Annotated in this window: 24 protein-coding genes; 17 read left to right on the top strand and 7 right to left on the bottom strand. The window is 70.8% G+C overall.

Annotated features, from left to right (window positions below):
• The 8 genes from QMK28_RS28100 to nuoN form a co-directional block, all read left to right on the top strand.
• Window positions 1-781, top strand: a 781-nt coding sequence (locus QMK28_RS28100) for a molybdopterin dinucleotide binding domain-containing protein (protein ID WP_326442427.1), incomplete at its 5' end; no start/stop codon positions are given.
• 136 nt (window positions 782-917) lie between these two features.
• A complete protein-coding gene (gene nuoH / locus QMK28_RS28095; RefSeq protein WP_326442430.1) occupies window positions 918-2,279 on the top strand; it encodes an NADH-quinone oxidoreductase subunit NuoH in 1,362 nt (453 codons plus the stop codon).
• On the top strand, window positions 2,272-2,940 hold the full coding sequence (nuoI, locus tag QMK28_RS28090) for an NADH-quinone oxidoreductase subunit NuoI (RefSeq protein WP_326442425.1): 669 nt from the start codon (window positions 2,272-2,274) through the stop codon (window positions 2,938-2,940). The genes nuoH and nuoI overlap by 8 nt, the downstream gene beginning before the upstream one ends.
• Window positions 2,937-3,875: an NADH-quinone oxidoreductase subunit J gene (locus QMK28_RS28085; protein WP_326442424.1), complete on the top strand. Its 939-nt coding sequence runs from the start codon at window positions 2,937-2,939 to the stop codon at window positions 3,873-3,875. The genes nuoI and QMK28_RS28085 overlap by 4 nt, the downstream gene beginning before the upstream one ends.
• Entirely contained in the window at window positions 3,872-4,171 is a 300-nt protein-coding gene (gene nuoK, locus QMK28_RS28080; RefSeq protein ID WP_326442423.1) for an NADH-quinone oxidoreductase subunit NuoK, read from the top strand. The genes QMK28_RS28085 and nuoK overlap by 4 nt, the downstream gene beginning before the upstream one ends.
• A gap of 13 nt (window positions 4,172-4,184) precedes the next feature.
• Entirely contained in the window at window positions 4,185-6,146 is a 1,962-nt protein-coding gene (gene nuoL / locus QMK28_RS28075; RefSeq protein WP_326442422.1) for an NADH-quinone oxidoreductase subunit L, read from the top strand.
• Window position 6,147: 1 nt separating this feature from the next.
• Window positions 6,148-7,773 carry an NADH-quinone oxidoreductase subunit M gene (locus QMK28_RS28070; protein ID WP_326442421.1) on the top strand — a complete coding sequence of 542 codons (1,626 nt, stop codon included), beginning with the start codon at window positions 6,148-6,150 and terminating at the stop codon, window positions 7,771-7,773.
• On the top strand, window positions 7,770-9,419 hold the full coding sequence (gene nuoN / locus QMK28_RS28065) for an NADH-quinone oxidoreductase subunit NuoN (RefSeq protein WP_326442420.1): 1,650 nt from the start codon (window positions 7,770-7,772) through the stop codon (window positions 9,417-9,419). Before QMK28_RS28070 ends, nuoN begins: the two co-directional genes overlap by 4 nt.
• 126 nt (window positions 9,420-9,545) lie before the next feature.
• Here the strand turns inward: nuoN and QMK28_RS28060 are convergent, their stop codons facing one another.
• Window positions 9,546-10,019, bottom strand: a complete 474-nt coding sequence (locus QMK28_RS28060) for a hypothetical protein (RefSeq protein WP_326442418.1) — start codon at window positions 10,017-10,019, stop codon at window positions 9,546-9,548.
• A 179-nt stretch (window positions 10,020-10,198) separates the two neighbouring features.
• Window positions 10,199-11,443, bottom strand: coding sequence for a fumarylacetoacetase (fahA, locus tag QMK28_RS28055; RefSeq protein WP_326442416.1), 1,245 nt, complete (start codon window positions 11,441-11,443; stop codon window positions 10,199-10,201).
• A 214-nt stretch (window positions 11,444-11,657) separates the two neighbouring features.
• Between fahA and QMK28_RS28050 the strand changes: the two genes are divergently transcribed.
• Together QMK28_RS28050 and QMK28_RS28045 are read left to right on the top strand one after the other, a co-directional pair.
• A complete protein-coding gene (locus QMK28_RS28050; RefSeq protein ID WP_326442415.1) occupies window positions 11,658-12,956 on the top strand; it encodes a carboxylate--amine ligase in 1,299 nt (432 codons plus the stop codon).
• Entirely contained in the window at window positions 12,953-14,215 is a 1,263-nt protein-coding gene (locus tag QMK28_RS28045; RefSeq protein ID WP_326442414.1) for an FAD-dependent oxidoreductase, read from the top strand. Before QMK28_RS28050 ends, QMK28_RS28045 begins: the two co-directional genes overlap by 4 nt.
• A gap of 137 nt (window positions 14,216-14,352) precedes the next feature.
• Here the strand turns inward: QMK28_RS28045 and QMK28_RS28040 are convergent, their stop codons facing one another.
• Genes QMK28_RS28040 through QMK28_RS28025 form a run of 4 tightly spaced genes read right to left on the bottom strand, consistent with a single transcriptional unit; the run spans window position 14,353 to window position 16,513 of the window.
• The gene (locus tag QMK28_RS28040; RefSeq protein WP_326442412.1) at window positions 14,353-14,895 is read right to left on the bottom strand and encodes an NUDIX hydrolase; all 543 of its coding nucleotides are present in this window, start codon (window positions 14,893-14,895) and stop codon (window positions 14,353-14,355) included.
• Window positions 14,896-14,900: 5 nt separating this feature from the next.
• A complete protein-coding gene (locus QMK28_RS28035; RefSeq protein ID WP_326442410.1) occupies window positions 14,901-16,022 on the bottom strand; it encodes an NAD-binding protein in 1,122 nt (373 codons plus the stop codon).
• Between the two features lie 12 nt (window positions 16,023-16,034).
• Entirely contained in the window at window positions 16,035-16,271 is a 237-nt protein-coding gene (locus tag QMK28_RS28030; protein WP_326442409.1) for a hypothetical protein, read from the bottom strand.
• The gene (locus QMK28_RS28025) at window positions 16,271-16,513 is read right to left on the bottom strand and encodes a hypothetical protein (protein WP_326442408.1); all 243 of its coding nucleotides are present in this window, start codon (window positions 16,511-16,513) and stop codon (window positions 16,271-16,273) included. The genes QMK28_RS28030 and QMK28_RS28025 overlap by 1 nt, the downstream gene beginning before the upstream one ends.
• Window positions 16,514-16,711: 198 nt before the next feature.
• Between QMK28_RS28025 and QMK28_RS28020 the strand changes: the two genes are divergently transcribed.
• The 4 genes from QMK28_RS28020 (at window position 16,712) to QMK28_RS28005 (ending at window position 20,980) form a co-directional block, all read left to right on the top strand.
• A complete protein-coding gene (locus QMK28_RS28020; protein WP_326442407.1) occupies window positions 16,712-17,974 on the top strand; it encodes a hypothetical protein in 1,263 nt (420 codons plus the stop codon).
• Between the two features lie 10 nt (window positions 17,975-17,984).
• The gene (locus QMK28_RS28015) at window positions 17,985-18,551 is read left to right on the top strand and encodes a GNAT family N-acetyltransferase (protein ID WP_326442406.1); all 567 of its coding nucleotides are present in this window, start codon (window positions 17,985-17,987) and stop codon (window positions 18,549-18,551) included.
• Window positions 18,552-18,687: 136 nt separating this feature from the next.
• Complete coding sequence (locus QMK28_RS28010) at window positions 18,688-19,503, top strand: class I SAM-dependent methyltransferase (protein ID WP_326442405.1); 816 nt, start codon at window positions 18,688-18,690, stop codon at window positions 19,501-19,503.
• Between the two features lie 388 nt (window positions 19,504-19,891).
• Window positions 19,892-20,980 carry a hypothetical protein gene (locus QMK28_RS28005; protein ID WP_326442403.1) on the top strand — a complete coding sequence of 363 codons (1,089 nt, stop codon included), beginning with the start codon at window positions 19,892-19,894 and terminating at the stop codon, window positions 20,978-20,980.
• Between the two features lie 208 nt (window positions 20,981-21,188).
• On the opposite strand, the gene QMK28_RS28000 is transcribed toward QMK28_RS28005, so the two are convergent.
• Window positions 21,189-23,357 (bottom strand): CocE/NonD family hydrolase, encoded by a 2,169-nt coding sequence (locus QMK28_RS28000; RefSeq protein WP_326442402.1) that lies wholly within the window; start codon window positions 23,355-23,357, stop codon window positions 21,189-21,191.
• Window positions 23,358-23,584: 227 nt separating this feature from the next.
• Here QMK28_RS28000 and QMK28_RS27995 point away from each other — a divergent pair, with 227 nt between their 5' ends.
• The 3 genes from QMK28_RS27995 to QMK28_RS27985 form a co-directional block, all read left to right on the top strand.
• Window positions 23,585-24,595: a polyprenyl synthetase family protein gene (locus QMK28_RS27995; protein WP_326442401.1), complete on the top strand. Its 1,011-nt coding sequence runs from the start codon at window positions 23,585-23,587 to the stop codon at window positions 24,593-24,595.
• A gap of 324 nt (window positions 24,596-24,919) precedes the next feature.
• Window positions 24,920-26,257 (top strand): LolA family protein, encoded by a 1,338-nt coding sequence (locus QMK28_RS27990; protein WP_326442400.1) that lies wholly within the window; start codon window positions 24,920-24,922, stop codon window positions 26,255-26,257.
• Window positions 26,258-26,476: 219 nt separating this feature from the next.
• Window positions 26,477-26,924, top strand: a 448-nt coding sequence (locus QMK28_RS27985; protein ID WP_443050849.1) for an ATP-binding cassette domain-containing protein, incomplete at its 3' end; no start/stop codon positions are given.

Below are 26,924 nucleotides of genomic sequence, written 5' to 3'. Positions count from 1 at the left end.
CGGCCAGCTCGCCGGCGGAGTCGAGCCGGCCGACCTGCCCGACCCGGCCCGCGCCCGGCAGGCGCTGGACGCGGTCGGCTTCCTGGTCAGCCTGGAAATGCGGCCCTCCGAGGTCACCGACCGCGCGGACGTCGTGCTGCCGGTCGCCGCGGTCGTCGAGAAGAGCGGCACCTTCCTCAACTGGGAAGGCCGCGCACGGCCGTTCGAGGCCGCCATCAAGCCGGACCAGATCACCCGGCGGCATGTGCTGGCCGACGCCCGCGTGCTGCACATGCTCGCGGACGCGCTGGACGCGCCGATCGCACTGCCGGACGTACGGGCGGTGCGCCGGGAGATGGACCGGCTCGGCGGCTGGGCCGGCGCCCACGCGGGCGACCCGCTGGAGACCTCGCAGCCGCTGCCCCGCCCCGAGTCGGGCGAGGCGGTCCTCGCGGGCCACCGGCTGCTGCTCGACCAGGGCCGGCTCCAGGACGGCGACGAGGCGCTGGCCGGCACCCGGCACCCGGCCGTGGCCCGGCTCGCCGCGGCCACCGCCGCCGAGGCGGGCGTACGGGACGGCGAGAGCCTCGCCGTCACCGGCCCGGCCGGCACGGTCCGGCTGCCGCTCCAGGTCACGGCGATGCCCGAACGGGTCGTCTGGCTGCCGATGAACTCGACGGGCGGCGGCGTGCTGCGCGACACCGGAGCCCGTCCGGGCGAACTGGTCAAGCTCTCGTTGGACGCCTCAGCGGCGCATCGCGACGGAGCCGCCGTAACCGAAGCACCGGAGGTGCGGTCATGATCACGTACCCGGCACGGGAGCCCCGCTCCCGCATCGGCGCGGCCACCGGCCGTACGGCAGCGGGGGTGCGCGCGTGAACGCGAACCCGCTGTGGGACGCGGGCCCGCTCAGCCTGCTCGCGGCCGAGGACCTGTCCATGTTCGGGCGCGACCCGTGGTGGCTGGTCGTCATCAAGGCGGTCTTCTGCTTCGCCTTCGTGATGATCACGGTGCTGTTCTCGATCGTCTGGGAGCGCAAGGTCGTCGCCTGGATGCAGCTGCGCATCGGCCCCAACCGGCACGGCCCCTGGGGCATGCTCCAGTCGCTCGCCGACGGCATCAAGCTGATGCTCAAGGAAGACCTGGTCGTCAAGCGGGCTGACAAGGTCGTCTACATCCTCGCGCCGGTCATAGCGGCCATCCCGGCCTTCATGGCCATCGCGGTCATCCCGTTCGGCCCGGCCGGCAACGAGATCTCGATCTTCGGCCAGCGCACCACGATGCAGCTCACCGACCTTCCGATCGGCGTGCTCTACATCCTGGCCACCGCCTCGGTCGGCATCTACGGCATCGTCCTCGCGGGCTGGTCCTCGGGATCGACGTACCCGCTGCTCGGCGGGGTGCGCGCGTGCGCCCAGATGATCTCGTACGAGATCGCGATGGGCGTCTCGTTCGCGGCGGTCTTCCTCTACTCCGGATCGATGTCGACCTCGACGATCGTCGAGGCGCAGCACGACCGCTGGTTCGCGCTGCTGCTCCCGGTCTCGTTCATCATCTACATCGTGGCGATGGTCGGTGAGACCAACCGCGCGCCGTTCGACCTGCCGGAGAGCGAGGGCGACCTCGTCGGCGGCTTCAACACCGAGTACTCGTCGATCAAGTTCGCGCTCTTCATGCTCGCCGAGTACGTCAACATGATCACGGTGTCGGCGGTCGCGGTGACGCTCTTCCTGGGCGGCTGGATGGCCCCATGGCCGATCAGCACCTTCTGGGAGGGGGCGAACCACGGCTGGTGGCCGATGCTCTGGTTCGTGCTCAAGCTCCAGGCGCTGCTGTTCTTCTTCATCTGGCTGCGCGGCACGCTGCCGCGGATGCGCTACGACCAGTTCATGAAGCTGGGGTGGAAGGTCCTCATCCCGGTCTCGATGGTCTGGCTGATGCTGGTCGCCACGGTCCGCGCGCTGCGCAATGAGAACTACGACTTCGGCGACATCCTGCTGTACGTCGTCGGCGGGGTCCTCGCGATCCTGCTGCTCTCCTTCGTGGTCGACGTCTTCAGGGACCGCGGAGCGAAGAGGACGGCGGAGGAGGAGAAGGCGGAGGCCGGTCCTGAGCCGGCCTTCGATCCGATGGCGGGCGGGTTCCCCGTACCGCCGCTGCCCGGTCAGACCCTGCCGCCCGTACCCCGCAGGCGCTCGCGTTCCGAGCGTCAGCTGGTCCCCACGGCGACGGCTGAAGCTCCGGGGGACACCTCCGAACCCTCGGGTCCCGCAGATGGCAAGGAGGCCGACGATGCCTGAATTCCAGAATCCGGTAGCCGGTTTCGGCGTGACCTTCAAGGCCATGTTCAAGAAGCGGCTGACCGAGCAGTACCCGGAGGAGAAGAAGCCCACCGCTCCCCGCTTCCACGGCCGGCACCAGCTCAACCGGCACCCGGACGGGCTGGAGAAGTGCATCGGCTGCGAGCTGTGCGCGTGGGCCTGTCCGGCGGACGCGATCTACGTCGAGGGCGCGGACAACACCGAAGAGGAGCGCTACTCCCCGGGGGAGCGCTACGGCGCGGTCTACCAGATCAACTACCTGCGCTGCATCCTGTGCGGGCTGTGCGTCGAGGCGTGCCCGACCCGGGCGCTCACCATGACCAACGAGTACGAGCTGGCCGACCGGACCCGCGAGTCGCTCATCTACACCAAGGAAGAGCTGCTGATCGGGCTCGACGAGGGCATGGTCGACTCGCCGCACTCGATCTTCCCGGGCACGGACGAGCAGGACTACTACCGCGGCCTGGTCACCGAGGCCGCGCCCGGCACCGTACGGCAGGTCGCGGTCTCCAGGGGCGAGTCGGCGACGGACGAGGAGCCCACCGCGGCCTCGCGGACCGCCGAGCCGCACCGCGAGGTGACGGTCACCAACGTCTCGCCCAAGAGCGCGGGTCCCACCGGCGAGGGGGACGAGGCATGAGTTCGCTCGCCGCCGCCGCTTCCCTGACCTCGACCGGCGAGGCCGTCCAGTTCTGGGTGCTGGGCGCCGTCGCGCTGATCGGCGCGCTCGGCACGATCCTGATGCGCCGGGCCGTGCACAGCGCGCTGTGCCTGGCCGGCACCATGATCGTCCTGGCGGTCTTCTACCTCGCCAACGGCGCGTACTTCCTCGGCGTCGTCCAGGTCGTCGTCTACACCGGCGCGATCATGATGCTGTTCCTGTTCGTCGTGATGCTGGTCGGCGTCACCGCCGCCGACTCGCTCACCGAGACGCTCAAGGGCCAGCGCTGGCTGGCGCTGCTCTGCGGGCTCGGCTTCGGCATCCTGCTGATCGCCGGCATCGGCAACGCCTCGCTGACTGCCTTCACCGGGCTCGGCAAGGCGAACGCGGGCGGCAACGTCGAGGGCCTGGCCGCCCTCATCTTCACCAAGTACGTCTTCGCCTTCGAGATCACCGGCGCGCTGCTGATCACCGCGGCCGTCGGCGCGATGGTGCTCACCCACCGGGAGCACACCGAGGCCCCCGCGACCCAGCGCGAGCAGGCCGACCGGCGCGTGCGCGCCGGAGTCCAGCTCCCGCCGCTGCCCGCGCCCGGCGTCTACGCCCGGCACAACGCGGTGGACATCGCCGGGCTGCTGCCCGACGGCACCCCCTCCGAGCTGACCGTCAACCAGACGTTGCGCGGCCGGGGCCAGATCCGGGACGTGTCCGGCCAGGCGCTCGCCGAGCTGGCGGCGCTGGAGCAGCGCTCCGAGGAGTGGCTGGAGCGGGACGAGGACGCCGGCGGTCCGGCGGTCGGCTCCGCCTCTCGCGGCGGCTCCGGCGCCGGCACGGCCGATACGGCTGGCACGGCCGATACGGCTGGCACAGACGGCGCCGGAGATGCCGACCGTAACGAGGAGGCCAGCAAGTGAACCCGGTCAACTACCTCTACCTAGCGGCGTTGTTGTTCACCATCGGCGCGGCCGGAGTGCTCATCCGGCGGAACGCGATCGTCGTGTTCATGTGCATCGAGCTGATGCTGAACGCCTGCAACCTGGCGTTCGTCACCTTCTCCCGGATGCACGGCAATCTCGACGGCCAGATCATCGCGTTCTTCACGATGGTGGTGGCCGCGGCCGAAGTCGTGGTCGGTCTCGCGATCATCGTGACGATCTTCCGCGCCCGCCACTCGGCATCGGTCGACGACGCCAGCCTCATGAAGCTGTAAGGGGTCGCAAACAGTGGAGAATCTCATCGGATCGCTCGTCGCGGCGCCGCTGCTCGGCGCGGCCCTGCTGCTGTGCGGGGGCAAGCGGCTGGACCGGATCGGGCATTGGCTCGGCACGGTGCTCGCGGCGGCGTCCTTCGTGGTCGGCGTGCTGCTCTTCGCCGACATGCTGGGCCGGGACGGCGAGCACCGCGCCATGCACCAGCACTTGTTCAGTTGGATCCCGGTCGGCGGCTTCAAGGCGGACGTCGCCTTCCAGCTCGACCAGTTGTCGATGACCTTCGTACTGCTGATCACCGGTGTGGGCACGCTCATCCACATCTACTCGATCGGCTATATGGAGCACGACGACCGGCGTCGCCGCTTCTTCGGTTTTCTCAACCTCTTCCTCGCGGCGATGCTGCTGCTCGTCCTCGCGGACAACTACCTGCTGCTCTACGTCGGCTGGGAGGGCGTCGGCCTCGCCTCGTACCTCCTCATCGGCTTCTGGCAGCACAAGCCCAGCGCGGCGACGGCGGCCAAGAAGGCGTTCATCGTCAACCGGGTCGGTGACGTCGGGCTGTCCATCGCGATCATGCTGATGTTCACCACCTTCGGGACCTTCGCCTTCGGTCCTGTGCTGGAGTCGGCCGCTGACGCGGGCGAGGGCAAGCTGACGGCGATCGGCCTGATGCTGCTGCTCGCGGCCTGTGGCAAGTCGGCCCAGGTGCCGTTGCAGTCCTGGCTCGGCGACGCGATGGAGGGCCCGACCCCGGTCTCCGCCCTCATCCACGCGGCGACCATGGTCACCGCGGGCGTCTACCTGATCACCCGCTCCGGCGCGATCTTCAACGGCGCACCGGACGCGCAGACGGCGGTGGTCGTCGTCGGCGCGGTGACGCTGATCTTCGGTGCGATCGTCGGTTGCGCGAAGGACGACATCAAGAAGGCCCTCGCGGGCTCGACGATGTCGCAGATCGGCTACATGATCATGGCGGCCGGGCTCGGCCCGATCGGCTACGTCTTCGCGATCATGCACCTGGTCACCCACGGCTTCTTCAAGGCGGGCCTCTTCCTCGGCGCCGGATCGGTCATGCACGGCATGAACGACGAGGTGGACATGCGCAAGTACGGGGGCCTGCGGACGTACATGCCGGTCACCTTCGTCACCTTCGGCCTCGGCTATCTGGCGATCATCGGCTTCCCCGGACTGTCCGGCTTCTGGTCCAAGGACAAGATCATCGAGGCGGCCTTCGCCAAGGGCGGCACCGAGGGCTGGATCCTCGGCTCGGTGGCCCTGCTGGGCGCGGCGCTGACCGCGTTCTACATGACCCGGATGATGTTGATGACGTTCTTCGGGGAGAAGCGGTGGCAGCCGGCGACCGCACCCGCCCCTGAGGGGCTTGGGGCCGAGCCCGCGGCGCACGCCGCGACCCCGGCCGCACCCCCCGCCGGCGAGCTGCCGCACCCGCACGAGTCGCCGAAGTCGATGACCATCCCGATGATCGTCCTCGCCTTCGGCTCGGTCTTCGCGGGCGGACTGTTCAGCCTGAACAGCTCCTTCCTCAACTGGCTGGAGCCGGTCACCGGCCACTCGCACGGGCACTCGCCCGTCGGCGCCGCGACGGTCACCGCCGCCACCGTCGTCGTCCTGCTGATCGGCGTCGGACTGGCCTGGGCGCAGTACGGCCGCAAGCCCGTCCCGGTGACCGCCCCGCGCGGCTCACTGCTGACCCGGGCGGCCCGACGCGACCTGCTCCAGGACGACTTCAACCACGTCGCCCTGGTCAAGCCCGGCGAGTACCTCACCCGCGGCCTGGTCTACGCCGACGCCAAGGCGGTCGACGGCGCGGTCAACGGCACCGCCGCCGCGATCGGCGGCCTGTCCGGACGGATGCGCAAACTGCAGAACGGCTACGCGCGCTCGTACGCGGTCTCGATGTTCGGCGGTACGGCGGTCCTCATCGCCGCGACCCTGCTGATGAGGGCGGTCTGACATGTCCTTTCCCCTACTGACAGCGACAGCCGCGCTGCCGGCGATCGGCGCGGTCCTGACCGCGGCGGTCCCAGCCGCCCGGCGCGGCGCCGCCAAATGGCTCGCGCTGATCTTCTCGCTCGCCACCCTGGCGCTGGCGGCGGTCGTCTTCGTCCGGTTCGACCCGGGCGGCGAGCGCTACCAGCTCACCGAATCCCGCGCCTGGATCGCGGACTTCGGGGTGCGCTACGAGTTGGGCGTCGACGGCATCGCGGTGGCCCTCATCGCGCTGACCGCGCTGCTCATCCCGTTCGTCATCCTGGCCGGCTGGCACGACGCCGATCCGCTGGAGGAGCACAACGCGAACCGCCGCTGGCGGCCCACTCAGGGGTTCTTCGCGCTGATCCTGATGGTCGAGGCGATGGTGGTGATCTCGTTCGAGGCCACCGACGTCTTCCTCTTCTACATCTTCTTCGAAGCGATGCTCATCCCGATGTACTTCCTCATCGGCGGCTTCGGCGACCGGGCCGGCGAGCTGAGCGCGGACGACACGGCCAAGCAGCGCTCGTACGCCGCCGTGAAGTTCCTGCTCTACAACCTGGTCGGCGGGCTGATCATGCTCGCCGCGGTCATCGGGCTGTACGCGGTCACCGCCGACCAGCTCGGCACCGGCACCTTCTCCCTCCAGGAGATCGCGCAGGCCCGCGCGGACGGCAAGCTCGACTTCGCGACGATCACCGAACGCGCGCTGTTCCTCGGCTTCTTCTTCGCCTTCGCGGTGAAGGCGCCGCTGTGGCCGCTGCACACCTGGCTGCCGAACGCGATGGGCGAGGCCACCACTCCGGTGGCCGTGCTGATCACCGCGGTGGTCGACAAGGTCGGCACCTTCGCGATGCTGCGCTTCTGCCTCCAGCTGTTCCCGGAGGCGTCCAAGTGGGCGACGCCGGTGATCCTGGTGCTCGCGGTGATCAGCATCATCTACGGGGCGCTGCTCGCGGTCGGCCAGCGGGACATCAAGCGGCTGATCGCCTACGCCTCGATCTCGCACTTCGGCTTCATCGTGCTGGGCATCTTCGCGATGACCTCGCAGGGCCAGAGCGGCGCGACGCTCTACATGGTCAACCACGGGATCTCGACCGCGGCGCTGATGCTGGTCGCGGGCTTCCTGATCTCGCGGCGCGGCTCGCGGCTCATCGCCGACTACGGGGGGGTGCAGAAGGTCGCGCCGGTGCTCGCCGGCACCTTCCTGGTCGGCGGCCTGGCGACGCTGTCGCTACCGGGGCTCGCGCCCTTCATCAGTGAATTCCTGGTCCTGGTCGGCACGTTCAGCCGTTATCCGGCGCTCGGTGTCATCGCGACCGTCGGCATCGTGCTCGCCGCGCTGTATGTGCTGGTGCTCTATCAGCGGACCATGACCGGCCCGGTGAAGGCGGGCATCGAGGGGATGGCGGATCTGAGGATCCGCGAACTCGTCGTGGTCACCCCGCTGATCGCGCTGCTGCTCTTCCTCGGCGTGTTCCCGAAGCCGCTGACCGACGTCGTCAATCCGGCGGTCAAGCACACGCTCTCGGACGTGCGGAAGAGCGACCCGAAGCCCGACGTGCCCGTGAACGCTGTGAAGCCTGAAGAATCGGAGGCGGCCAAGTGAGCGCAGCAGCCGTCCACAGCCTGTGGACAACAGCGGCCGAGGCTCCCGACAAGATCCCCGCCCCGCATATCGAGTACGCGCAGCTGTCGCCGACGCTGATCGTGCTGGGGGCCGCCGTGATCGGCGTGCTCATCGAGGCGTTCGTGCCCCGACGGGCCCGCTACGGCGCCCAGTTGCTGGTCACGGTGCTCGGCGTCGCGGCGGCCTTCGCCGCGGTGGTCGGGCTCGCGTCCAGCGGCTACGCGGGCGGCAAGGCGCACATCGCCGCGATGGGGGCCGTCGCCGTCGACGGTCCCGCGCTCTTCCTCCAGGGCACCATCCTGCTGGTCGGGATGGTCGCGGTGTTCACCTTCGCGGAACGCCGGCTGGACCCGGAGGCGCACGGCAACCGGGTGGACTCCTTCGCCGCCCAGGCCGCCGCCGTACCGGGCAGCGAGACGGAGCAGGCGGCGGTCAAGGCCGGCTTCACCACCACCGAGGTCTTCCCGCTGGTGCTGTTCGCGATCGGCGGGATGCTCGTCTTCCCGGCCGCCAACGACCTGCTGACGCTCTTCATCGCGCTGGAAGTCTTCTCGCTGCCGCTCTACCTGCTCTGCGCCCTGGCCCGCCGCCAGCGGCTCATGTCGCAGGAGGCGGCGGTCAAGTACTTCCTGCTCGGCGCGTTCTCCTCGGCGTTCCTGCTGTTCGGCGTCGCGCTGCTGTACGGCTACGCGGGCACGGTCACCTACTCCGGAATCGCCGAGGTCGTCGCCGACGGCGCCAAGCAGATCGACCCGGCGCTCGCCTCCACCATGGGCAACGACGTGCTGCTGCTGATCGGCGGCGCGATGGTGCTGATGGGGCTGCTCTTCAAGGTCGGCGCGGTCCCCTTCCATATGTGGACCCCGGACGTCTACCAGGGCGCCCCGACCCCGGTCACCGGCTTCATGGCGGCGGCCACCAAGGTCGCGGCCTTCGGCGCGCTGCTGCGGCTGCTCTACGTCGTGCTGCCCGGCCTGCGCTGGGACTGGCGGCCGGTGATGTGGGGCGTCGCGATCGTCACCATGCTGGTCGGCGCGATCGTCGCCGTCACCCAGACCGACGTGAAGCGCCTGCTGGCGTACTCCTCCATCGCGCACGCGGGCTTCATCCTGGCCGGCGTCATCGCGACCACGCCCGACGGCATCTCGTCGGTCCTCTTCTACCTCGGCGCGTACTCCTTCGTCACGATCGGCGCGTTCGCCGTGGTGACCCTGGTCCGCGACGCGGGCGGCGAGGCGACCCACCTGTCCAAGTGGGCCGGTCTCGGACGGCGTTCCCCCCTGGTCGCGGCGGTCTTCGCGGTCTTCCTGCTGGCCTTCGCCGGCATCCCGCTGACGTCCGGCTTCGCCGGCAAGTTCGCGGTCTTCAAGGCGGCGGCCGAGGGCGGCGCGGGCACGCTCGTGATCGTCGGTGTGATCTCCTCGGCCATCGCCGCGTTCTTCTACATCCGGGTCATCGTCCTGATGTTCTTCAGCGAACCGAAGGCCGACGGCCCGACCGTCGCGGTGCCCAGCGTGCTCACCTCGACAGCCATCGCGGTGGGCGTCATCGTCACGGTGGTGCTCGGTGTCGCGCCGCAGTACTTCCTGGATCTGGCAGGCCAGGCGAGCGTCTTCGTGCGGTAGCCGGCTCCGCGGTTCCGCGGTTCCGCGCACCCGATCCTCGTTCACCTGCCAGCGACGCCCGGCCCCCTGCGGAGGGGGCCGGGCGTCGGCGTTCGGACGTGCCTGCGCGCTGAACGGGATCGCGGCTCAGCCGGTGAGGCCGGTGGGCATGTCGCTGGGCATGTCGGACTTGGTGAAGGTGTCCTCCTTGCCCGAGGCCCAGGTGATCTTGAGCGTCTTGGCGTCGGCGCTCTTGACCGTGCCCTTGGCGTAGTCGGAGCCGCTGTCCTTGCAGGTGAGGTTCAAGGTCACCGGCTGGGCGGTGTCCACGACCTTGCCCGTGCAGGACGTCTTGCCGACGAGCAGCGCGTCGTTCGCGGCGATGGACAGGATCAGCAGGCCCTTGTCGGCGTGCAGGCCGCTCGTCGTCCAACCGCCCTTGAGGTCGGCGGCCTTGACGTCGCCGCCCGCGTCGGGAGCGGCGGTCGCCGACGGCTTCCCGGAGGCCGAGGGCGCCCTCTCCCCGGTCTCCTTGTCACTGTCACCGTCGCTGCTGCTGCATCCGGTCATGAGCACAGCGGCGCAGAACGCCGCCCCCGTGATCTGTGCTGCCTTGCGCACGTACATCTCCTCCGTCGAGTCCGCGGTGTCCCTGCGGTGAGGCAGGGACACGACAAGCTAGCAGGAAGGCGCGGGCGGGGCGGGTGTGGTTCCCGCCCCGCCCGCGCCGGCGTGCGGCGGCAGCCGACGACGACGTGTGCGGCATCCGGGTCGTAGTCCCAGGTCCAGACCGCCGCTCGTCAGGCCGTGACGCGCCCCGCGACCTCGCCCATGCCGATCCGGCTGCCGTCCGGGCCAGGGGCCCAGGCCGTGAGGACGACCTCGTCGCCGTCCTGGAGGTACGGCCCCTTGCCGCCGGTGATTTCGAGCAGGCTGCCCAGCTGGTCCGGCTCCGGGCCGCTGACCGTGCCGGAGGCGAAGAGGTCGCCGGTGCGCAGCGAAGCGCCGTTCACCGTCATATGGGCGAGCTGCTGGGCGGCGGTCCAGTACATCGCGGAGAACGGCGGCTCGGCGATCGTCTCGCCGTTGACCGAGACCGAGATGCGGATGTCCAGCCCGGCCGGCTCGATGACCTCGGGGTCGCTGTCGTCGAGGTACGGCAGCAGCGCGTGGTCGCGCGGCGGCGGGGAGATGCGGGCCGCGTCGAGGGCGTCCAGCGGGGTCACCCAGGCCGAGAGCGAGGTCGCGAAGGACTTGCCGAGGAAGGGGCCCAGCGGGACGTACTCCCAGGCCTGGAGGTCGCGCGCGGACCAGTCGTTGAGCAGGCAGACGCCGAAGACGTGCTCGCGGAAGTCGCGCTGCGGGACGGCACGGCCCTGTACGGAGGGCGCGCCGACCACGAACGCGACCTCGGCCTCGATGTCGAGGCGCTGCGAGGGGCCGAAGACGGGTGCCGGGTCGGCGGGGGCCTTGCGCTGGCCCGAGGGGCGGACGACCGGGGTGCCGGAGACGACGACGGTGCCGGCGCGGCCGTGGTAACCGATCGGCAGGTGCTTCCAGTTGGGGGTCAGCGCGTCGCCGTCGGGGCGGAAGATCTTGCCGACGTTGGTCGCGTGGTGCTCGCTCGCGTAGAAGTCGACGTAGTCCGCGACCTCGAACGGGAGGTGCAGGGTCGCCTCGGCGAGCGGGTGCAGCAGCGGCTCGACGGCGGCCCGGTGCGCCGGGTCGGTGAGCCAGCCGGTGAGCTCGGCGCGGACGCCCTGCCAGACCGGGCGGCCCGCGGACATCAGGGCGTTGAGGGTGTCGCCGCCCAGCAGGTCCTGGTAGACGCTGTCGAAGGTGCGGGCCGCGGTGGGCACGTCGAGGACGTACTCCCCGTAACGCACGCCGATCCGGCCGTGGTCGGGGAAGTCGACCGTGCTGAAGATCCCGTACGGGAGGTTGCCCGGACCGAAGGGGTCCCCTTCGGGGAGATCGAGCGGGCTGCGTCCGTTGGAGCCGGGTGCGCTCTGCGGGCTCTGACCTTGCGGGGTGTGCTCGGGCACGTGCTGCCTCGCCTTCATCGTCGTCGCCGGGGTCGCCGGTGGGGTCGCCGGTGGGCTGGCCACAGGTTACGGCCTGGGAGCAGCCGGGAGGCGGCCGAGTGCCCCAACCTAAAGCTTGCGCAATGTCCGGAAACGTCTTGCCGGAATGTTCCATTCGGGCTTAGCGTCCTTGCGGGGCGCGGCCGGGGTGGGACCGTGACCATAGGGGGGACAGGTGGCGAGCCGCAGCGCGCTGTTCACGGTCGACCGGAGCGTTCCGGGGCTGATCGTCAAGATCGGGGACTATCCGCTGCACCACGGCGGGGTAGGGGCGATACGCAGTCTGGGCCGGCTGGGCGTGCCCATGTACGCCATCACCGAGGACCGCTACACGCCCGCCGCCGCCTCCCGCTATCTGCGAGGCCGGTTCGTCTGGCCGACGACCGGCACCGAGAGCCCCGAACGGCTGGTCGAGGGGCTGCTGCGGATCGGGCGCCGAATAGCCCGCCCCACGCTGCTGATCCCGACCGACGAAGAGGCCGCGGTGCTGATCGCCGAGCACGCGGACACCCTCGGCGAGCACTTCCTCTTCCCGAAGGTGGAGCCAGAGCTGCCGCGCCGGCTGGCCAGCAAGCAGGGGCTGCACGAGCTGTGCGTGGAGCACGGGGTGGCCTCGCCGGCCGCCGCGTTCCCCGGCTCGTACGAGGAGTTGGAGTGCTTCGCCCGGAGCGCGGCCTTCCCCGTAGTCGCCAAGAACCGCGAGGCGTTCGAGCGCCGCCGCACCCCCGCCGTACGCGGCACCACCCGGATCGGCTCGGCGGCCGAACTGCTCGCGCTGGGCCGGGACTGGGGGCCGCGCCCCGGCGTGATCCTCCAGGAGTACCTGCCGCGCGAGGACGCCGAGGACTGGATCGTGCACGCCTACTTCGACGCCGACAGCACCCCGCTCGCGATGTTCACCGGCGTCAAGGTCCGCTCCTGGCCGCCGCACGCGGGCATGACGGCGTGCGCGTACGTGGTCGACAACCCGGAACTCGCCGAGATGGCGGCCCAGTTCATCAAGCGGGTCGGGTTCTCCGGAGTCATCGACCTCGACTGGCGCTTCGACCGCCGCGACGGGCAGTACAAGCTGCTCGACTTCAATCCCCGGGTCGGCGCGCAGTTCCGGCTCTTCGAGAACGAGGCGGGCGTTGACGTCGTCCGGGCCATGCATCTGCACCTGACCGGCCGCAAGGTGCCGGAGGCCGAGCAGCGGGCCGGCAACCGCTACGTCGTCGAGAACATCGACCTGCCCGCGCTGCTCGCCTACCGCCGCAGCGGCTACACCACGCCGCACGCCCCCAAGCGCCCGAGCGGCACGGAACTGGCCTGGTTCGCGCCCGACGACCTCAAACCGTTCTTCACGATGCTCGCGCGCTTCGTACGGCCGGGAGCAAGACATCTCATGCAGTTGTGGCGGGACGGCCGGGCCTCGCGGTTGGACGGCGTCCGGCCGGGCAAGCAATCGCGCAAGGCCCTGGGGAGGGACCAGTGAACCATCCGGTAGCTGTCATAGGAGCCGGCCCTTACGGCCTGTCGACCGCGGCCCATCTGCGGGCGCGCGGCATCCCGGTCCGCGTCTTCGGCTCGCCCATGGTCAGTTGGCGCGAGCACATGCCCGCCGGGATGCTGCTCAAGTCCACCCCCGCCGCGTCCAGCCTCGACGCGCCGCAGCCGGGGCACTCGCTGCTCGAATTCTGTGTGGCGACGGGCGGCAAGCGGTACGAGTCCGACTGGGACATCCTGCCCGTGGAGACGTTCATCCGGTACGGGCAGTGGTTCCAGGAGCGGCTGGTGCCGGAGCTGGAGCAGGTACGGGTGGTGTCCGTCGACCGGGTGGGCGGCGGGGGCCCGGGGGGCGGGGGCTCCAGCCCCGGTGGCGGCCCCGGCTCTGATGGTCGATCCGGCTTCGAGCTGAAGCTGGACTCCGGCGAGCAGTTCGAGGCCCGCGCCGTCGTCGTGGCCACCGGCCTCAGCGGCCTCAGCCACCTGCCGCCCGAGCTGGCCGGGGCGGTGCCGACGGGCCCGTCCGCCACCGGCCCGGTCTCGCACAGCTCGCAGCACCACGACCTGTCCCGCTTCGCGGGCCGCGACGTGGCGGTGGTGGGCGCGGGCCAGTCGGCGCTGGAGAACGCGGTCCTGCTGGCCGAGGCGGGCGCTGACTCGGTCCGGATCATCGCCCGCGGCCGCACGGCGGTCGCCTTCGGCGCACCCCCCGACCGCCAGCCCCGGCTGCGCCCCGAGTCGCCCTTCGGCCGCGCCTGGTCGCTCTACGCCCTGACGTACCACGCGGGAGCCTTCCGCCATCTGCCCGCCCCCACCCGGCACTTCCTGGTACGCCGGGTGCTCGGCCCGATGGGCGCGTGGTGGCTGCGCGACCGCTTCGTCGGCCGGGTCCAGGTGAGCGCGGGCCGACAGATCACCCGCACCCGCATCGAGGACGGCCGCCCGGTCCTGACCCTGCGCGGCCCGGACGGCCGCGCCGGCGAACTCTCCGTCGACCACGTCATGGCGGCGACCGGCTACCGGGTCGACCTGGCCGCGATGGACTTCCTCGGCCACGGACTGCGCACCGGCCTCGCCCGCAGCGGCGGCGCGGCGCGGCTGGACGCGGGCTTCTCGTCCTCGGAGCGGGGGCTGTTCTTCACGGGGCTGCCCGCGGCGGCGAGCTTCGGTCCGGTGATGCGGTTCGTGTGCGGGACGGAGTTCGCTTCGCCGCGGATCGCGCGGGCGGTGGCGGGGTTGCCTGGGTGAGGCGTCCCCAGTGAGGCGGCCGGCGGTATCGATCGGCGTCACGGTGGAGGTGAACGGGGAGCTCCGCTCATGAAACGTGGAGGCCGCCCGCCCTTGCGCGACTCAAGGCGAGGGCGGCCGGCTCGGGTGTTCGGTGTTCAGCGCAGGGCTTGGGCGACGCGGTGCCGCAACCGGTCGTCGTGGAGGGTGTCGATGTCGCGCCAGGCGGCGTCAGTGACCTCTTCGGTCTGGAGCCGGCCGACGTCGGCCGTAGTGCGGAAGAGGAACCGGAAGTCGAAGTGCTGGTGGTTCGGCTCTTCCTTGGCGCTGTTGGCGGGGATGGGGTGGACGTCGATGTGGACCGGCTTCTCACTCATCGGGGTGACGGTATCCGCGGGGATGCCGGTCTCCTCGGTGAGCTCGCGCAGAGCCGCGTCGAGCAAGGTCTCGTCCGAGGTCTCCAGGTGCCCGCCGGGCAGGAGCCACTTGGCCATGGCGAGGTGGTGGATGTGAAGGATGCGCCCGTCCGGACCGACGAGGACCGCCCCGGCGGTCGCGTGGCCGCGGAACTCGCTCCGGGTGGTGAGGTCGGCCCCAGTGTCGAGGAGATCGAGGGCGAAGGCCAGTTCGGGCTTCTCCTCGGGGTGCTCGTCGAGGTAGGCGGTCAGGGTGCTGCGGATGTGGTCTGCCGTGATGGCCATGTCGATCACCTGTTGAAGTAGGAGAGCCAGGTCGCCGCGATAGCGGCTCGGTCGGCCGCGGTGACCTCGTGCATTCCTGGGTCGAGGTCACCGCGGGTGAGCATCCTGATCGCGGCGAGGATCTCGGCCTGGATCAGGAAGATGAATGGCCCAACGCTGGCGCCGTGCAGGAAGTTGACGGCATTCCCGCCGTTCGCCAGATAGAAGTAGTGGCCGGTGGTCTGGTAGCGGGTGATGTGGTCGCCGACCATCGTGCGGGTGTAGACGTCGGGGAGTCCGTTCAGCTCCAGTTCGTCCTCGCTGCTGGTGACGGTGGCGACGTAGGCACCGTTGCGCAGGTGGGGGAAGTCCTCGCCGTGCAGGGAGACCGCACCGGTCGCGCAGAGAACGAGCCCGGCACCGGTCAACGCGCTCTCGCGGTCGCGGGCGACGGTGAAGCCCTGGGACATGGCCTGGGTGCGGCGGACGGGGTCGATGTCGAAGACGGTGACCTGGACGCCCTTGGCATGCAGGAGCCGGGCGATGCTGGAGCCGAGCTTGCCGAAGCCGATCACCAAGGCGGGGCGGCCGTGCAGGATGTCGCCACGTCCGCGCATGACGGCCTCGGTGGAGAAGACCACGGACTGGCCGACGAGGAAGTCCTCGGGGTCCTTCAGTGGCGAGCGGGCGACCGAGATGACCGGGCAGGGCAGCTTGTCGAGGTCTGCGTAGCGGCGGTGGCCGTTCTCGGTGTCTTCGATCACCCCGACGAGCTGACCGGAGAAACGCCCATGCAGTTCGACGAGGGTCGGGGCGAAGTAGCCGCCGACGTCCAGCAGCGCGACCGGCTCGCCGCCGGCCCTCGACTCGAAGTAGTCCAGGGCAGCGTCCGGATCGGCGAACAGCTCGCGGGACAGGACATCGACGGGAATCGTCTGCTCGACCTCACGCTGGGCGGCCGGGCTGATGGACTTCGGCTTGGGCAGCACCGCCCGCAGCCGCGACAGTGAGGCGACCGCACGGACGAAGCCGGGCCGCTCTGGCAGCAGGTGTGTGACCAGGAATGACGAGGCCGGCTCGGCGGGGGCGAACTGGGCTGCGATCTTGGCGAAGTAGGCGTCCAGCCGGGCGCGTTCGAAGGATTCCATAGCCGTTCTCTCTCATTCAGAGTGCGGGCGGTGCGTGGGGAGGCTGCCGCCGAGGGCCCCCAGAACGCTGTATTTGGCGAACAGTGCCCGCCCGTCGGCCTCGATCCGCTGGACGTAGCCGGTGACGGACGGCGTATGCGGGCCGAGCGTCACCGGATCGCCGGGCCACAGACGGGCCGCCGCGTCCTGGATACGCCCGGCCGCGAAGGCGCAGACGTCCTCGGTGGTCGGCGAGGCGTTACCTGCCATCACTGCAGCCCCTGTTCCCTGGCCGTGGTGCGCTTCGCGATGACCTGTTCCAGTTGGATCGCGTAGAGCTCCATCTGGTCGGGGGTGAGGACCATCAGGGACTTGGTCGTGCTGCCGTCGCGGTGGTGCACGGTGATCGGCATGGCGGCTTGCTGGGCACGGTGGTCGTAGGTCACGTCGCGTTTGACGGGGGTCACGTGGGTGATTACGGAGCCGGGCTCGGTGGGGGGCTTGATGGTCATGGGTGGATCCCCTCTCGTTTCTCGTTGCGGAGCGAGTCGTACAGACAGCGCGCTCGTCGAAGCAGTTTCACCAGTGCACCGCCTGGCAGGACGTCATGGGCCAAAGAAGACCGGACGTTTCGGCGGACGTTTTCACGTGTGGGGGAGTGGCGAAATCGCTACGGTGAGGGGAGAATCCGCGGTCGCGAGGGGATGCACATGGCGGGAGAGGCCACACTCACGTTGTCGCAGCTACGGCAGGCCGCTGGGCATACGCAGGAGTCATTCGCGCGCGATTTCGCCGGCGAAGCCGCTCGTCTTGGTATCGACGCGGCGGTGAGTGTCCGGCAACTGCGGCGTTGGGAGTGCGAGGAACCACCACCGGTGCCGCACCCAGGGCAGCAGGCCGTGTTGGAAGCCATGTTCGGAGTGCCCCTCGCCGAAATGGGGTTCGCGATCCCTTCGCACCGGATGACAGACACGATGCCGGTCAGTGAGGCTGGAGGGGTGAAAAGGAGAACGTTCGTCGCCGAAACGGGAGCCCTGGCAGCAACGGCTCTTGTTGGCTGTCGAGCGGGTCCGCGCGTCGGGACGGCCGATGTGGCGCGGCTGCGTACCCGCCTCGACAGCCTCTATCAGACGGATCATCTGTCCGGCAGCGTGCCTGCCATGACGCGAGCCCACCGCATCGAGGGGGAGATCACGGGAGCGCTCGGCACCGCCTCGTACACCTCGCGCATCGGCCGCGAACTACAGACGATGCTCGCCGAGTTGCATGGGCATCGAGCCTGGTACGGGTACGACGGCGGGCGGATCGAGGAAGGTCGCGCCGCGTGCATGGAAGGCCTCGCGGCGGCGCAGCTCATCGACGACCCGCTGTTGCAGGTCTCCGTGCTGGAGACGCTCGTGCTCCTCGCGATCAAGGCGGACCGGGTGTGGGAGGCGGCGAGTGCGGTCGAAAACGCCTACCGCCTCGCGAGGAGCGCGGGCACGGGCGCGACCGTGCAGCTGGTGATCGCGCTGCGCGAAGCCAACATCGCTACGCACACTGGCGACCTGACCGGTGCACGTCGGGCGCTGACTCGGGCGGTGACCCACCAGAGCCGTACGGACACCGACGCGGACGTTCCCAACTGGGCGCAGTTCGCCGGTCCCTTCGAGGTCGATCACGCCACGGCCGATATGTACGTACGCGCGGGTCAACCCAAACGCGCTGTGCCGTTTCTCCGAGCAGCCGTGCGCGGCATCGGTTGCGACTACACCCGCAACAGCGCCTCGTACCGCGTCAAACTCGCGGGTGTACTCCTTTCCGCCGGTGAGGTGGAGGAAGCCTGCGCGGAGATGGACACCGTTCTCGAAGTCTGTGGCGGCATCTCCTCGCCGCGCCTCCTGCGCAAGATGTGCGAGTTCCAGCAGACGGCCGTTCGCCTCGACAGCGCTGTGGCTCGGGAGTGCGCGGTACGTATCCGCGAGACCGTGTGAGGAGTGACGTATGGCGCAGGGAGGAACCATCGCCGTCGAATGTATGGACGGCCATGCTGCGGCACAGGCTGAGGGCGCGTTCACCCTGGTCTATTCCGAAGTGTTCACCGCACCGCCTTACAACGAGACAGAAGAACGCGTCGCTGCGACCTTCCGCCGGTTCCGCTCGCAGACCCGCAAAGGCACCTTCCGGGGTGCCCTTGCCCGTACTGAGGACGGCGAGCCGGTCGGCATCGCCTACGGATACCCGCTCAGCCCCAGCACCGGCTGGTGGGACCATTTCACCAAACCCGTGTCCGACGAGATGCGGCGCGAGGACGGACACCGGACCTTGGGGCTCATGGAGCTCGCGGTGCGCACGCGATGGCGGGGACGCGGTATCGCCCATCGCTTGCATGACGCCGTGATCGATGGGAGCGGTGTCGAGCGCGTCCTGCTCAATGTCCATCCGGACAACGAGGCGGCGCAGGCTGCGTACCGGGCATGGGGGTACCGAAAGGTCGGCGAGATCAATCCGTGGCAAGGCGCGCCCCTTCAGGACGCGATGCTCCTCGACCTCAGCCGAAAGCGCGTGTAGGCCAGCCTGTATTGGCAAGTCCGTAGAGGCGCGGCGGCGGACGCTGTGGCGTGGTGCTGCTGGCAGTTCCACTACGTCGGGGGGCTTTGCCGTCTTCCAGGCCCACAGACGGCCGGTGAGGGTAGACCATCCCTCTATGGAGACCTCCCCCGAAGTGCCTCCCGAGATCCTCGACTTCTACACCGAGACGTTCGACGAATCGACCCGCCTGACCGACTCGGCGGACGGAACTCTTGAACTGGTCCGTACCCAGGAGATCCTGCGCCGCTACCTGCCCCCGGCGCCCGCGAGGGTGCTCGATGTCGGCGGCGGCCCGGGTGTCCACGCGGCGTGGCTCGTGGACGCCGGGTACCGCGTCCACCTCGTCGACCCGGTAGCCCGGCACATCGAGCGCGCCGCGGCGACCGGCTGCACGGTTGAACTCGGCGACGCCCGCGAACTCACCGCCGAGACGGACTCCTACGACGTGGCGCTCGTCCTCGGACCGCTCTACCACCTCCTCGACCGCGCCGACCGCGACCGGGCTCTCGCCGAAGCCCGCCGTGCCGTGCGCCCCGGCGGCTTCGTGGTCGCCGCCGCGATCGGCCGCTATGCGTCGCTGTTCGAGCACACGGCCACGACTTTCCTGACCCGCGACCCGGTACGGGAGGCCGTCGCCGACATCCTCGCCACCGGCCGCCACGACCCCGGCCGCAAGGGCTTCACGGCCGCGTACTTCCACACCGGTCCCGGCCTCGCCGAGGAGCTGACGGCCGCCGGCCTCGCCGACGTGACGGTGTACGGCGTCGAGGGTCCCACCTGGTCCCTGCTCAAAGCCACCGAGCAGCACACCGGTGAAAAGCTCATCGACTCCGACATGTTCACCGCCGCGCTGACCGCCGCCCGGCTCGCCGAGCCGTACCCGGACCTCCTCGCCGCCAGTTCCCACATGCTCGCCATCGGCACCGTCTGAGACCACTCCCCGCCTCGGCGGGCGTCGCGGCCGTTGACCGACAGCCCCCTGTCGCGGACATGATGCGGGCTCTCGTCGGCTCGTAGGGCCCGAGGGCCCCTCGCGAGATGGAATCTGGCGGTCGCGATGCCGGTGCTGACCGGACTCCCGGTCCCACCGGGGCCTCGTCCGCGAGGAGTCGGTGGGCCACGCGCCTCCCCAAAGAACGGGGAGAAAGAACTACCTACCCTCCCTCCCCTCCCAACACGTCACCCACAAGGGTGACTTGGTTGCGGATTCGGGGCGGGGGCGGTTACGTTCGCGACGACAACCACAGACACAAGACGGCCCCCGGCCGGGACTGGCATCCCGATCGAGGGCCTGACCGACCAGGAAGAGACGCTTCCCGATGGCTGAGACGCAGTCTAACGCGCGCCCTTGCGCCGACGCCGGAGTACCGACCTCCGGCGTGATCCATGTCCGCACCCGCCTCACCGCCAACTTCACCGTGATCGCCAACGCCCTCGCGCAGCGGCCCGGAAGCGCGGTCACGGTCGGCGTCGCGACGTACATCCTCTCGCTGCCGGATGGCGCGCCCGTGAGCATCGCCGCGCTGTGCGAGCTCTTCATCGAGGGCGAGATCCTGATCTCGCGGGCGCTCCAGGAGCTGGAGGACGCCGGGTATCTGGAACGGCGGCGCGAGCGCGGGCTCGGCGGCCAGATCCGTACCCGGACCACCTTCTACAACGTGCCTGTGGCTGTGGCTGTGGGCGTACGCGGTCGGGGGCGGCCCACCCCGCCACCGCCCGCCCCGCCGCGTCCCCGGATGCGCAAGGCGGCGGACGTACCCGAGCAGGCACCCCAACCGGAAGCCGCCGCGCCGGACGCCAGGCCGCCCGCGCCCACCGGCGAAACCGGACAACCCGGCCCCATGCCCGGCCCCATGCCCGGCCCGACGCCCGGCTCCACGCCCGAGCCGACACCGGAACCGGCCCCTCCGCAGGCATCCGGGCCCGAGCCCGCACCGGCCACCGCCCCCACGCCCGCCCCCAGGCAGCCCGCGCCCCCGCTCGCCGACGCCGACCCGCTAGCCATCGTCATCCTCGCCTCGCTGCGCATCGTCGATCGCCGGCTGATCCTGTCCCAGCGCGAGGTGGCCGAGCTCGCTCCGGCCGTCACGCAGTGGCTCGCGCAAGGCGTCGGGCACAAGGACATCACCGATCTGCTCACCGTCGGACTCCCGGACCGCTTCCGGGCCCGCCCGGCCAAACTCCTGGCCTTCCGCCTGAGCGAACGGCCGGTCGCCGCGCCCCCGCCGCCCGCCAAGCCGGTAGTCCTGCCCTGGCAGACCTGCGACGGCGGCTGCGACCGCCCCTTCCGCGCCGCCCAGCCCGGCCGCTGCCGCGACTGCCCGCCCCGAGACTGCCCGCCCCGCGAGGGCATGACGGACGCTGGCGCGGCCGTTGACCGCGACGAGTTCCTGCGGACGGCGTGTTGAGCGCGCAGCGCGGCGTCGGCGACAGCGTTACTGACGTCGTCCCTGGTGGGGCATGCGGCCAGAGCCTTCGAACGTCGCGAGAACAAGGGCTCGTCCCAGACGCGATGGGCCAGGGCCGCGAGGCGGACGCCCCGGCGGATGACCTCGGCTTCGCTTACGCCGCGCCGTTCGGCCTCCTCCCTGATGACGGCGGGGTCTTCCGGGGCGGCTACCCCGCCGTCCGCGGAATCCGCCGCTCCCAAGTCCGGTGGAACACCGTCTCGTCCCCCGACAGGCACAGCACCTCATTGCTGGTGATGAAGTCCGTCTCGGTCGCGCTGATCTCGGACCGGGTCTCCACCCGTACGTCCCAGTCGATGTCCGGCCGGTGCAGGCGGATGTTCCAGTCCGAGCGGGTGCGGGCGGAGAGCGGGTCGTCGCTGCGGATGCGGTACGTCTCCAGCGCGTCCTCGGTGAAGCGCAGGCCGTCCGGGTAGACGCGGGTGCCGCCGTAGCGCGGGTCGACCTCCATCAGGTACTCGCCGCTGGCCACGTCCCGTACGACCAGGCGCTCGGGGCGCGGCCGGGCGCCGTCCGGGGGCGCGGGGTATTCCACGCTCAGCGGCACGGCCTGTTCCGGCTCCTCGAAGGTGATGGGCGGGCCGTCGACGGGGGTGCGGACCGGGAGGTCGAGGGTGCTGGCCGACGGGTCGACGTACCAGCCCGCGGCGCTCGGGTGCGGCCAGATCCAGGGCCAGTACGCGGACGAGAGGGCCAGCCGGATGCGGTGGCCCGGCGGGAACGCGTGGCCGATGCCGTTGAGGTCGAAGGTGATGTCCTCGCTGGTGCCCGGGTTCCATTCGACGGACTGGTCGCGGCCGTTGCGCGCCAGCAGGTTGAGCACGCCTCGGGTGATCAGCGTGGACGAGCCGTCGGGCGCCACGTCGCAGACCCGGGCGATGACCTGGCCGCGGGTGGCCTCCGAGCGCAGGCGCAGGCGGAGCTGGGGGCGGCCCAGGATCTCCAGCCGGACGCCGAGCGGGGCGGAGTCGAAGCAGACCGAACGGCCGTCCTCCTCGCGCTGGTCGGGCGGCAGGTCCGCGTCGTTGCCGAACGGGAAGAAGCGGCCCGCGTCGACGCCGGTGTGCTGCGGGGAGCGGACCGGGATCAGCCCGGCCAGGGACTCGTCGGCGGGGGAGGAGGAAGGGGAGGGGGTGGGTGAGGAGGCGGGGGCGGAGCCCTGCGCGGAACCCCGCCCCGCGCCCCGCCCCGAGCCCTGCTCAGGCGATGGCTCAGGCGACGCGGCAGGCGACGGCTCCAGCGCCGGCGTATCCGTCCCCAGTTCGAAGTCCAGCCCCAGCGGGATCACCGCGACGTTCGGCGACGGCCAGCTCTCGTCGCCGACCCAGCGGCCCGGCAGTTCGGGGTAGACGGTGGCCGGCGGGTGCGACTCGCTGATCCAGCTGCGCAGCAGCGGCTCGCGCATGACGCCGGTGTCCTCGTCCTTGAGCCAGTGGTCCCACCAGCGCAGCGTCTCCTGGAGGAAGCCGATCGCCGGGCCCGGCGGCAGCCCGCGGTCCGGGTACTGGTGCGACCAGGGGCCGATCAGGCCGCGCACCGGCGAGGTGAGGTGCTCGGCCAGCCGCAGGACGGTGTCGCGGTACGGGTCGTGCCAGCCGCCGACGGTGAGCACGGCGGCCTCGATCGCCGAGTAGTCCTCGCAGACGCTGCCGTGCCGCCAGTAGGCGTCGCGCGACTGGTGGGACAGCCAGGTGTGGATGAACGGCTCGACGGCCCGCATCCGCTCCTGCCACATCTGCCGCCACGCGTCGCCGACCTGGGCGGGGTCCGGCGGGCGGGAGACGAACGCGAGCATCGTCGCGGCCCACGCGTGCATGTCCACGGCGAGCACCGAGCCGCCCATGTAGTGCACGTCGTTGTCGTAGCGGTCGTCGGCCGAGCAGACCGTGATGACCGCCTTGAGCGGCTCCGGCGCGAGTGCGGCGATCTGGAGGCTGTTGAAGCCGCCCCACGAGATGCCGAACATGCCGACCTTGCCGCTGCACCAGGGCTGCGCGGCCAGCCACTCGACGACCGCGACGCCGTCGGACAGTTCGGTCGCGGAGTACTCGTCGGTGGGCAGGCCCTCGGAGTTGCCGTGGCCGCGTACATCGACGCGTACGGAGGCGTAGCCGTGGCCCGCGTACCAGGGGTGCCGCTGGGCGTCGCGGGGGGCCGTCCAGTCGCCGAGGCGGTAGGGGAGGTACTCCAGCAGCGCCGGGAAGGGCTCCTCGCTCACCGGGCGCCAGACGCGCGCGTAGAGCAGGGTGCCGTCCGACAGCGGGATGCGGAGGTCCTCGCAGCGGGTCTCGTACGGGAATTCGGTGCGGTAGTCCATGAGTTGAGTCCCAGCTGTCAGGGTGCCTCTGCTGCCCTCACCCCCGGATCGCAAACCAGGAGCAAACGGTGATCAAGAACATACCGGCCAGGCCCTCCGTTCGCTTGACGCCACCTGGCGCGGGCAGCCGCTCACAGTGATCCATCCGGGACCGGATACGCTGCCATTGCTTGAGGCAGCGACACATCGACAATCCGCGTGATCGTCCGCAGACAGGAGTACCCCCCGTGACCGTCGTCGGGCCCTTCGGGCTGAGCGTGCGGGACCAGGCACTGGACGCCGATGCCCAAGCCGGGCTGGCTGCTGTCGAGGAGGGCCTGCTGGAGGCCACCAAAAGCGACGTGCCGTTCATCACCGAATCCGCGCAGCACCTGGTGCGAGCCGGCGGCAAACGGTTCCGGCCGCTGCTGGTGATGCTCGCCGCGCAGTTCGGCGACCCCTACGCACCGGGCGTCGTGCCGTCCGCCGTCGTCGTCGAGCTGACGCATCTGGCGACGCTCTACCACGACGACGTGATGGACGAGGCCGACGTGCGCCGCGGCGTGGAGAGCGCCAACGCCCGCTGGGGCAACTCCGTCGCCGTGCTCACCGGTGACTTCCTCTTCGCGCGGGCCTCGCACATCCTGGCCGACCTCGGGCCCGAAGCGGTCCGTATCCAGGCCGAGGCGTTCGAGCGGCTGGTGACGGGCCAGATCCTGGAGACGGCCGGCCCGCGCGACGGCCGCGACCCGATCGAGCACTACCTCGACGTCATCGCCGGCAAGACCGGCTCGCTGATCGCCGTCGCCGTGCGCTTCGGCGCGATGATGTCCGGCGCGGGCGACGGCGTCGTCGACATCCTCACCCAGTACGGGGAGCGGCTCGGCACCGCCTTCCAGCTCGCCGACGACGTGCTGGACATCGCCAGCGACTCGTACGAGTCCGGCAAGACGCCCGGCACCGACCTGCGCGAAGGCATCCCCACGCTGCCCGTGCTGCACGTACGCGCGCAGGCGGCGGCCACCGGCTCGCCGGGCGACCGGGAGCTGTGCGAACTGCTCGACGGAGACCTCACGGACGACGCGCGGCTCGCCGAGGCGCTGCGCCGGCTGCGCGAGCACCCGGCGCTGGAGCAGGCCCGCCGCGACACCATCCGCTACGCCGAGCAGGCCCGCGCGACGCTCGCGCCGCTGCCCGAGTGCGCCGCCAAGGCCGCGCTGGTGGAGCTGTGCGACGCGGTGGTGCACCGGGCGGGGTGATCCCCCCGGCCTCCCTCCGGGCCCCAGTTGGGGGCGTGCGGCTCATGATTTCGCGCCCCCGGCAGAAGGTCCGGCAGAAGGTCCGGCAGACGGCCCTGACACTAGTCAGGGCCGTCTCCGCCTTTGGCGGTACACGGGCGGCCACCTGGGCGAGCGATCGTCATCCCAGAGCAGTAGAAGAGCTTGATCCCGTGGGCTGACGCGCTGAGCCCGTTCATTTGGTGGGATTAACACCACCACCGCATGGCGGATCGGGCGACAATGGGCCCGAGGGGTGGACGAGTGCGACACGAATGACCGCCGCCTACGACGGAGGTATTGCACATGCCACGGAACCGACCCACACAGCTCAGTGACGAATGGGACGGCGCGGGGGAGCGAGCCGCCAGTCGGCGCAAGACCGCCCGTTTCGTCGTCCCGCTCGCGGTAGCGGGGGTGGCGGCCGCGACCATCGGGCTGGTTCCGGCGCTGGCGAGCGCCGGAGACCCGGATCTGCCGAAGATCTCCGCCGAGGCGCTGATCGCCAAGATCGCGGACTCGGACACGCAGCAACTGTCCGGCACGGTGAAGGTCAGCTCGGACCTCGGCCTCCCGGCACTGCCCGCCGGCGGCGCCGGCGGCATGTTCGGTTCGGGCGCGGGTGGGGGCGGAGACAAGGACGGCGGCGGCGCCGCCTCGCCGGAGGCCAAGCTCACCGAACTGGCGTCCGGTACGCACACCCTGCGGGTGGCCGTGGACGGCCCGCAGAAGCAGCGGGTGTCGATCATCGACAAGGCCGCCGAGTACAGCATGATCCACAACGCCGACCAGGTGTGGACCTACGACAGCGGCTCCAACGAGGCGTACCACGCGACGGCCCCCAAGGGCGCGAGCGAGGAGGCCGTGGGCAAGGGCGGGGCGGGCAAGGACGCCGAGCACAAGCTGCCGAAGGGCCTCAAGGACGCCACCCCGCAGGAGTTCGCGAAGCAGGCGCTCAAGGCGGTCGGCGACACCACCTCGGTGACGGTCGACGGCACCGCGAAGGTGGCCGGGCAGGACGCGTACCAGCTCGTCATCACGCCCAAGCAGAGCGAGTCCACGGTCGGCTCGATCCGGATCGCGGTCGACGCGGACAACGGCGTGCCGCTGAAGTTCACCCTGATGCCCAAGAGCGGCGGCAAGGCGGCCGTCGAGGCGGGCTTCTCGTCGGTGGACTTCGCCAAGCCGGCCGCGAGCACCTTCGACTTCACCCCGCCCAAGGGCGCCAAGGTCACCGAGCAGAAGGCGGCGGACCTGGGCGGCTCGAACTCGGACTCGAAGTCGGACAAGACGGACAAGGCCGGGCCGTCCGGTCTGTCCGGCATCCCCGGGCTCTCCGACCTGGCCGAGAAGTCGGGATCCGGCTCCGGTACCGGCTCCGGGGTGAACGTGCACGGCAAGGGCTGGGCCTCGGTCGCCGAGATCAAGGGGTCCGGCGGAGGCCCGGTCACCAAGGACGGCGGCAAGTCCCCCGACGCCGAGAAGCTGCTCAGCAGCCTGGGCGAGAAGGTCAAGGGCGACTTCGGCTCCGGCACGGTGTTCAGCACCCGCTTGGTCAACGCGCTGATGACGGATGACGGCACTGTCTACGTCGGCGCCGTCGACAAGGCCGGCCTGCTGAAGGTCGCCAACGCCGCGAAGTGACGCGGCGGGCGCCGCGGGTACGCGACCGTGACGTCGCGTGATGCGACCGTGGGTCGGTGACGCGGTCGCATCACGCGGTCGCATCACGCGGTCGGTGAACGCGGCCGGGCGGTTCGGCGCACTCCTCCAGTGCCGCCGGGCCGCCCGGCCGTACCCGCCGCCCGTACCCGCCGGCCGGGTGACCGCCGGATGCCTGCCGGGACGACTGAGGGGAGATCCGTGGACGAGCCTGCTGCCGACGCCAGGGCCGACGACAGGGCCGGAGGCGGGGCCTGCGCGGGCGCGGGCGCCGCGGACCGTACCCGTACCGGCCCCGCCCCCGGCTCCACCGCCCCCGCCGCCATCGAGACCCGTGGCCTCACCAAGCGCTACCGCGGCGGACAGCTCGCCGTGAACGCCCTCGACCTCACCGTGCCCAGCGGCAGCGTCTTCGGCTTCCTCGGCCCCAACGGCTCGGGCAAGACGACGACGATCCGGATGCTGATGGGCCTCATCGAGCCCACGTCGGGCCAGGCCCGCGTGCTGGGCAGGCCCATGCCGCGCTCGGTGCGCCGGGTGCTCCCCAGGGTCGGCGCGCTCATCGAGGGCCCGGCCCTCTACGGCTTTCTGAGCGGCCGGGACAACCTGGTCCGCTACGACGCGGCCGACCCCACCGCCGACCCTGGGG

The sequence above is a fragment of the Streptomyces sp. H27-D2 genome (genome assembly GCF_035828615.1).
Classification (GTDB): Bacteria; Actinomycetota; Actinomycetes; order Streptomycetales; family Streptomycetaceae; genus Streptomyces.
This window is presented reverse-complemented; position numbering and strand designations above follow the sequence as displayed.

Bases quoted from the DNA above. Each gene is read 5' to 3' on its own strand.
- QMK28_RS28035 (WP_326442410.1), bottom strand. From the start codon at position 16,022: ATGGAATCCTTCGAACGCGCCCGGCTGGACGCCTACTTCGCCAAGATC.
- QMK28_RS28040 (WP_326442412.1), bottom strand. From the start codon at position 14,895: ATGGCCATCACGGCAGACCACATCCGCAGCACCCTGACCGCCTACCTC.
- QMK28_RS28085 (WP_326442424.1), top strand. From the start codon at position 2,937: ATGAGTTCGCTCGCCGCCGCCGCTTCCCTGACCTCGACCGGCGAGGCC.
- nuoH (WP_326442430.1), top strand. From the start codon at position 918: ATGTTCGGGCGCGACCCGTGGTGGCTGGTCGTCATCAAGGCGGTCTTC.
- QMK28_RS28000 (WP_326442402.1), bottom strand. From the start codon at position 23,357: ATGGACTACCGCACCGAATTCCCGTACGAGACCCGCTGCGAGGACCTC.
- QMK28_RS28025 (WP_326442408.1), bottom strand. From the start codon at position 16,513: ATGACCATCAAGCCCCCCACCGAGCCCGGCTCCGTAATCACCCACGTG.
- QMK28_RS28015 (WP_326442406.1), top strand. From the start codon at position 17,985: ATGGCGCAGGGAGGAACCATCGCCGTCGAATGTATGGACGGCCATGCT.
- QMK28_RS27990 (WP_326442400.1), top strand. From the start codon at position 24,920: ATGCCACGGAACCGACCCACACAGCTCAGTGACGAATGGGACGGCGCG.
- QMK28_RS28005 (WP_326442403.1), top strand. From the start codon at position 19,892: ATGGCTGAGACGCAGTCTAACGCGCGCCCTTGCGCCGACGCCGGAGTA.
- QMK28_RS28020 (WP_326442407.1), top strand. From the start codon at position 16,712: ATGGCGGGAGAGGCCACACTCACGTTGTCGCAGCTACGGCAGGCCGCT.
- QMK28_RS28070 (WP_326442421.1), top strand. From the start codon at position 6,148: ATGTCCTTTCCCCTACTGACAGCGACAGCCGCGCTGCCGGCGATCGGC.
- nuoI (WP_326442425.1), top strand. From the start codon at position 2,272: ATGCCTGAATTCCAGAATCCGGTAGCCGGTTTCGGCGTGACCTTCAAG.
- QMK28_RS28030 (WP_326442409.1), bottom strand. From the start codon at position 16,271: ATGGCAGGTAACGCCTCGCCGACCACCGAGGACGTCTGCGCCTTCGCG.
- QMK28_RS28010 (WP_326442405.1), top strand. From the start codon at position 18,688: ATGGAGACCTCCCCCGAAGTGCCTCCCGAGATCCTCGACTTCTACACC.